This window comes from Thalassobacter sp. (assembly GCF_982993085.1).
Genome location: NZ_CEZFMW010000174.1, coordinates 1 through 4480, shown reverse-complemented (window position 1 = coordinate 4480; position 4480 = coordinate 1). Strand labels below are relative to the sequence as shown.

General features: G+C 54.6%; 3 protein-coding genes. 1 reads left to right on the top strand and 2 read right to left on the bottom strand.

Translation table 11 applies throughout. From position 1 onward, the window contains the following. The first annotated feature begins 127 nt into the window (after window positions 1-127). Window positions 128-1276 (top strand): molecular chaperone DnaJ, encoded by a 1149-nt coding sequence (gene dnaJ / locus AC4GMC_RS17250; RefSeq protein ID WP_487878134.1) that lies wholly within the window; start codon window positions 128-130, stop codon window positions 1274-1276. Here dnaJ and AC4GMC_RS17245 read toward each other — a convergent pair. After that, the gene (locus tag AC4GMC_RS17245; protein ID WP_487878133.1) at window positions 1273-2106 is read right to left on the bottom strand and encodes a ribokinase; all 834 of its coding nucleotides are present in this window, start codon (window positions 2104-2106) and stop codon (window positions 1273-1275) included. The two genes, dnaJ and AC4GMC_RS17245, sit on opposite strands and share 4 nt — an antisense overlap. Then, complete coding sequence (locus tag AC4GMC_RS17240; RefSeq protein ID WP_487878132.1) at window positions 2103-4364, bottom strand: NADP-dependent malic enzyme; 2262 nt, start codon at window positions 4362-4364, stop codon at window positions 2103-2105. The genes AC4GMC_RS17245 and AC4GMC_RS17240 overlap by 4 nt, the downstream gene beginning before the upstream one ends. Between the last annotated feature and the right edge of the window lie 116 nt (window positions 4365-4480).

Here is a 4480-nt window from a genome sequence, read left to right as displayed (position 1 = left end):
GAAGAAATCCTCGACGCTGATTTCGAGGACCTCGACGACGACAAACGGGCCTAAGAGCCTAAGCACATTGGGGCTCGGCTCGTCGGTCGGGCCGAGCCCCTGCGTGTCTCTGAGAGGACACTAGTATATGGCAAAACGTGACTATTACGAAGTTTTGGGTATCTCAAAGGGCGCTGAACCTGATGAGATTAAGAAAGCATTTCGGCGCAAAGCCAAAGAACTGCACCCAGACCGCAATTCTGACAATCCAAACGCTGAGTCCCAGTTCAAAGAGGCCAATGAGGCCTATGATGTTCTGAAAGACGCGGAGAAAAAGGCGGCATACGATCGCTTTGGCCACGCAGCATTTGATGGCGGTATGGGCGGTGGTCCACGCGGTGGCGGCGGTGGCGGCCAAGGCGACTTCGCTTCCGCTTTTTCCGACGTATTCGAAGACTTGTTTGGCGATTTTATGGGTGGCCAACAAGGTCGCGGTGGTCGGCAACGCGCCACACGCGGCTCCGACCTACGCTATAATCTGCGCATCACGCTAGAAGATGCATTCGCCGGATTGCAGCAAAGCATCACCGTTCCAACCTCTATCAGCTGTGATACGTGCAGCGGCAGTGGATCCGAAGGTGGATCTGAGCCTGCGAACTGTCCAACATGCTCCGGCATGGGAAAAGTCCGCGCGCAGCAAGGATTTTTTACGGTGGAGCGAACCTGCCCCACTTGTTCCGGCGCAGGCCAAATAATCAAAAACCCCTGCAAATCCTGTGGTGGTGCTGGCCGTAAGGAAAAAGAACGGCAACTGTCGGTCAATATTCCTGCGGGCGTCGAAACCGGTACCCGCATTCGCCTAAGTGGTGAGGGTGAAGCTGGTTTACGCGGCGGTCCCGCCGGCGATCTTTATATCTTTATCGAGGTTCAAGATCACCCGATCTTCCAGCGTGATAACACCGACTTATTCTGTCGTGTGCCTGTTTCAATGGCGACAGCAGCTATCGGTGGCGAAGTTGAGGTGCCCACCATCGATGGTGGTCGATCCCGCGTGAAAGTGCCTGAGGGTTCTCAATCTGGCAAACAAATGCGCCTACGTGCCAAAGGCATGCCCGCCCTACGTGGCGGTGGTGCTGGCGATATGTACATTGAGTTGGCCGTCGAAACGCCAGTGAACCTTACAAGCCGTCAGCGTGAATTGCTGAAAGAATTCGCAACCATGTCCGAAGAAAACAACCCGCAGGGCGCGACTTTCTTCAACATGGTTAAAAAGTTTTGGGATGGGATGACGAGCTAAAGACCGATCACCTGATCTACTTCTTCCTTCAAGGGCATCGCATCAGCGGTGCCCTTTTTTGTGACCTGCAAAGTCGAAGCAACTATAGCGCGGCGCAAAGCCTGCTCTTTGGTTGCCCCGCTATCCAATGCCGCAGCCAACGTGCCCGCAAAGCAATCGCCCGCACCTGTCGTATCAACGGCTGTCACGGGATGAGCAGGCAAATTTGCGACCCCGATCCACTCAGCACCTTTTGCGCCGCGCGTCACAACTCGATCGATTTCAATAGCACCTAGATCTGTCTCTAACGCGGCATTTTCTAGCTCATTCACCAGCAACAGATCGACGAACGGTAGGATTTCTTGCACGGATTTGGCATCGAACGGGGCGGCAGAATAGACCACACGCAACCCTTTAGCTTTTGCCAAGCGCGCGGCTTCTACGGTTCCGTTCGTTTCATTCTGAAGCAAAAGCGTATCGCCCGGCTGTGCACCTGCAAAGTCCGGAATTGGGATCATCATGTTTGCCCCCGAATACACAAGGATCGCATTTTCTCCGGCTGCATCAACTTGGATAATTGCGTGGGCAGTCGGGGCATGCACACGGGCCACACGCGACACATCCACGCCAAATCCAGCTAATAATTCAACTGCCCATTCACCATCTGGGCCGACCGCGCCGATGTGATTAACTTCAGCGCCCGCTCGGGCAGCGGCTACCGATTGGTTCGCCCCCTTACCACCCAATCCTTTGGAGTGATTTTGCACTATCAGGGTTTCCCCGGGCACGACCAGATGCGGAACCCCATAAAAGTGATCCGCATTGATCGAACCGAGGCACCAAACGGTCATCCGCCCACCTTGCAAGCTGCCATTAACGCCATGTTCAACACATCGTTAACTTTGGATACAGCAGAAGTAATCTGAATAGGCCGTTCGATCCCAGTCAAGATCGGGCCAATTACAGTGGCGCCCGCCATTTCTTGCATCAATTTCACCGAAATTGACGCTGAATGCCGCGCCGGAACTACCAAGACGTTTGCCGGGCCCGTTAACCTTTGGAACGGGTACTGCGCCATGATGTCAGGGTTTAGTGCAACATCGACAGTCATTTCGCCTTCGTATTCAAAGTCCACCTGCCGCTCATCCAGAACTTTGCAAGCATCACCCATCTTGGCCGCACGTTCAGACACAGGGTATCCAAAGGTCGAGAAGCTGGCAAACGCCACCCGCGGATCAAGACCAAAGCCACGCGCAACACGGGCACCTGCTGTCGCGATTGTGGCCAAATCTTCAGCATCAGGCCACTCGTTTACCAAGGTATCACCCATCATAACGATGCGACCGCGGTGCAACAGCGCGGTAATACCAACAGCATTTTTGTTGTTCTCAACGTCGAACACATGCTGAATCAACCGCATCACATGCGCCGATTTCCGCGTTGCGCCCGTCACGAGGCCATCACCGTGATCATGCGCCAACATCAGTGCCGCAAAAACGTGACGATCCCGGGTCACAAGCCGGTGCACATCCTGCCTGTCGTACCCTTTCCGCTGCAAGCGCGCGTAGAGGAATTCTTTGTAAGTATTAAGGTGCTCGGTATTGCGCGCATTAACGATCTCTAGCTCTCGGGCTGCATCGCCCAAGCCGACCTCGGTCAATTTGGCGCGCACATCGTCTTCGCGCCCAACAACCCGCGATTTCCCAAAACCGTTACGTTGATACGCAACTGCCGCTCGAAGAACACGGACATCATCACCCTCTGCAAAGATCATAGTAGCTTGCGCGGCACGGGCGCGGGCGTTGATCCCTTGCAGAATGCTGGCGGTTGGATCCATCCGCTGACGCAGAGATTCCGTATATCCGTCGAGGTCAACAATAGGGCGTCGCGCCACGCCTGTATCCATGCCAGCCTTCGCAACAGCCGGTGGAATAACATGGATCAAGCGCGGATCGAACGGCGTGGGAATGATATAATCGCGCCCAAACGACAGCTTACGCCCATAGGCCATAGCCACCTCATCGGGCACGTCCTCACGCGCCAAATCGGCCAAGGCACGCGCACAAGCGATCTTCATGTCGTCATTTATCGCGCGCGCATGAATATCCAACGCACCGCGGAACAGATACGGAAAGCCAAGTACGTTATTGACTTGGTTGGGATAATCGCTGCGTCCTGTCGCAACGATTGCGTCCATCCGCACCTCGTGCGCTTCCTCCGGAGTGATCTCTGGGTCCGGGTTCGCCATTGCAAAAATCACCGGATTGTCGGCCATCGACGCCACCATTTCTGGGGTCACCGCGCCTTTGGCTGACACACCAAGGAAAACATCCGCGCCGTCCATCGCATCCTCAAGGGATCGCGCATCGGTGGCAGCAGCGTGTGCCGATTTCCACTGGTTCATACCCTCAGTACGACCCTGATAGATCACACCTTTGGTATCGCACACGAGGCAATTATTATGCTGTGCACCCATCGCCTTGAGCAATTCAATACACGCAATTCCCGCCGCGCCCGCGCCATTAAGAACGATCTTAACATCTTCGATTTTCTTGCCCGAGATGCGAAGCGCGTTGATCAAGCCAGCTGCACAAATCACAGCAGTGCCATGTTGGTCATCGTGGAAGACAGGAATATCCATTTCTTCCTTCAGGCGCTGTTCAATCATGAAACATTCAGGCGCCTTAATATCCTCAAGGTTAATACCGCCAAAAGACGGCCCCATTAGGCGGACTGCGTTAACAAAGTCATCCACGTCTTCGGTATCGAGTTCGATATCGATGGAGTTCACGTCCGCAAAACGTTTGAAAAGCACGGACTTGCCTTCCATCACTGGCTTCGATGCCAATGCTCCAAGATTGCCCAGACCCAAAACCGCTGTACCATTGGAGATCACAGCAACCATGTTGCCCTTGGTCGTGTAATCGTAGGCAAGGCTTGGATTGGCGGCAATTTCCTCACAAGGGACAGCAACGCCCGGCGAATATGCCAAGCTTAGGTCGCGCTGCGTCGCCATTGGAGTTGATGCATTAATCTCCAGTTTGCCTGGCGTCGGCTCAAGGTGATAGGCAAGCGCCTCTTCGCGGGTGACTTTTGTTTTGCTAGCCATTTTTTCCTCCACTTTTGTCCAGTCTTAGCCGGGTCTGTTGCCGGTGCCAATTGCGCCTTTCTGACCAAGCCGATACGTTCGCGCGAGGGTCCAAACTGGGGGGCGCGCCTATGTCG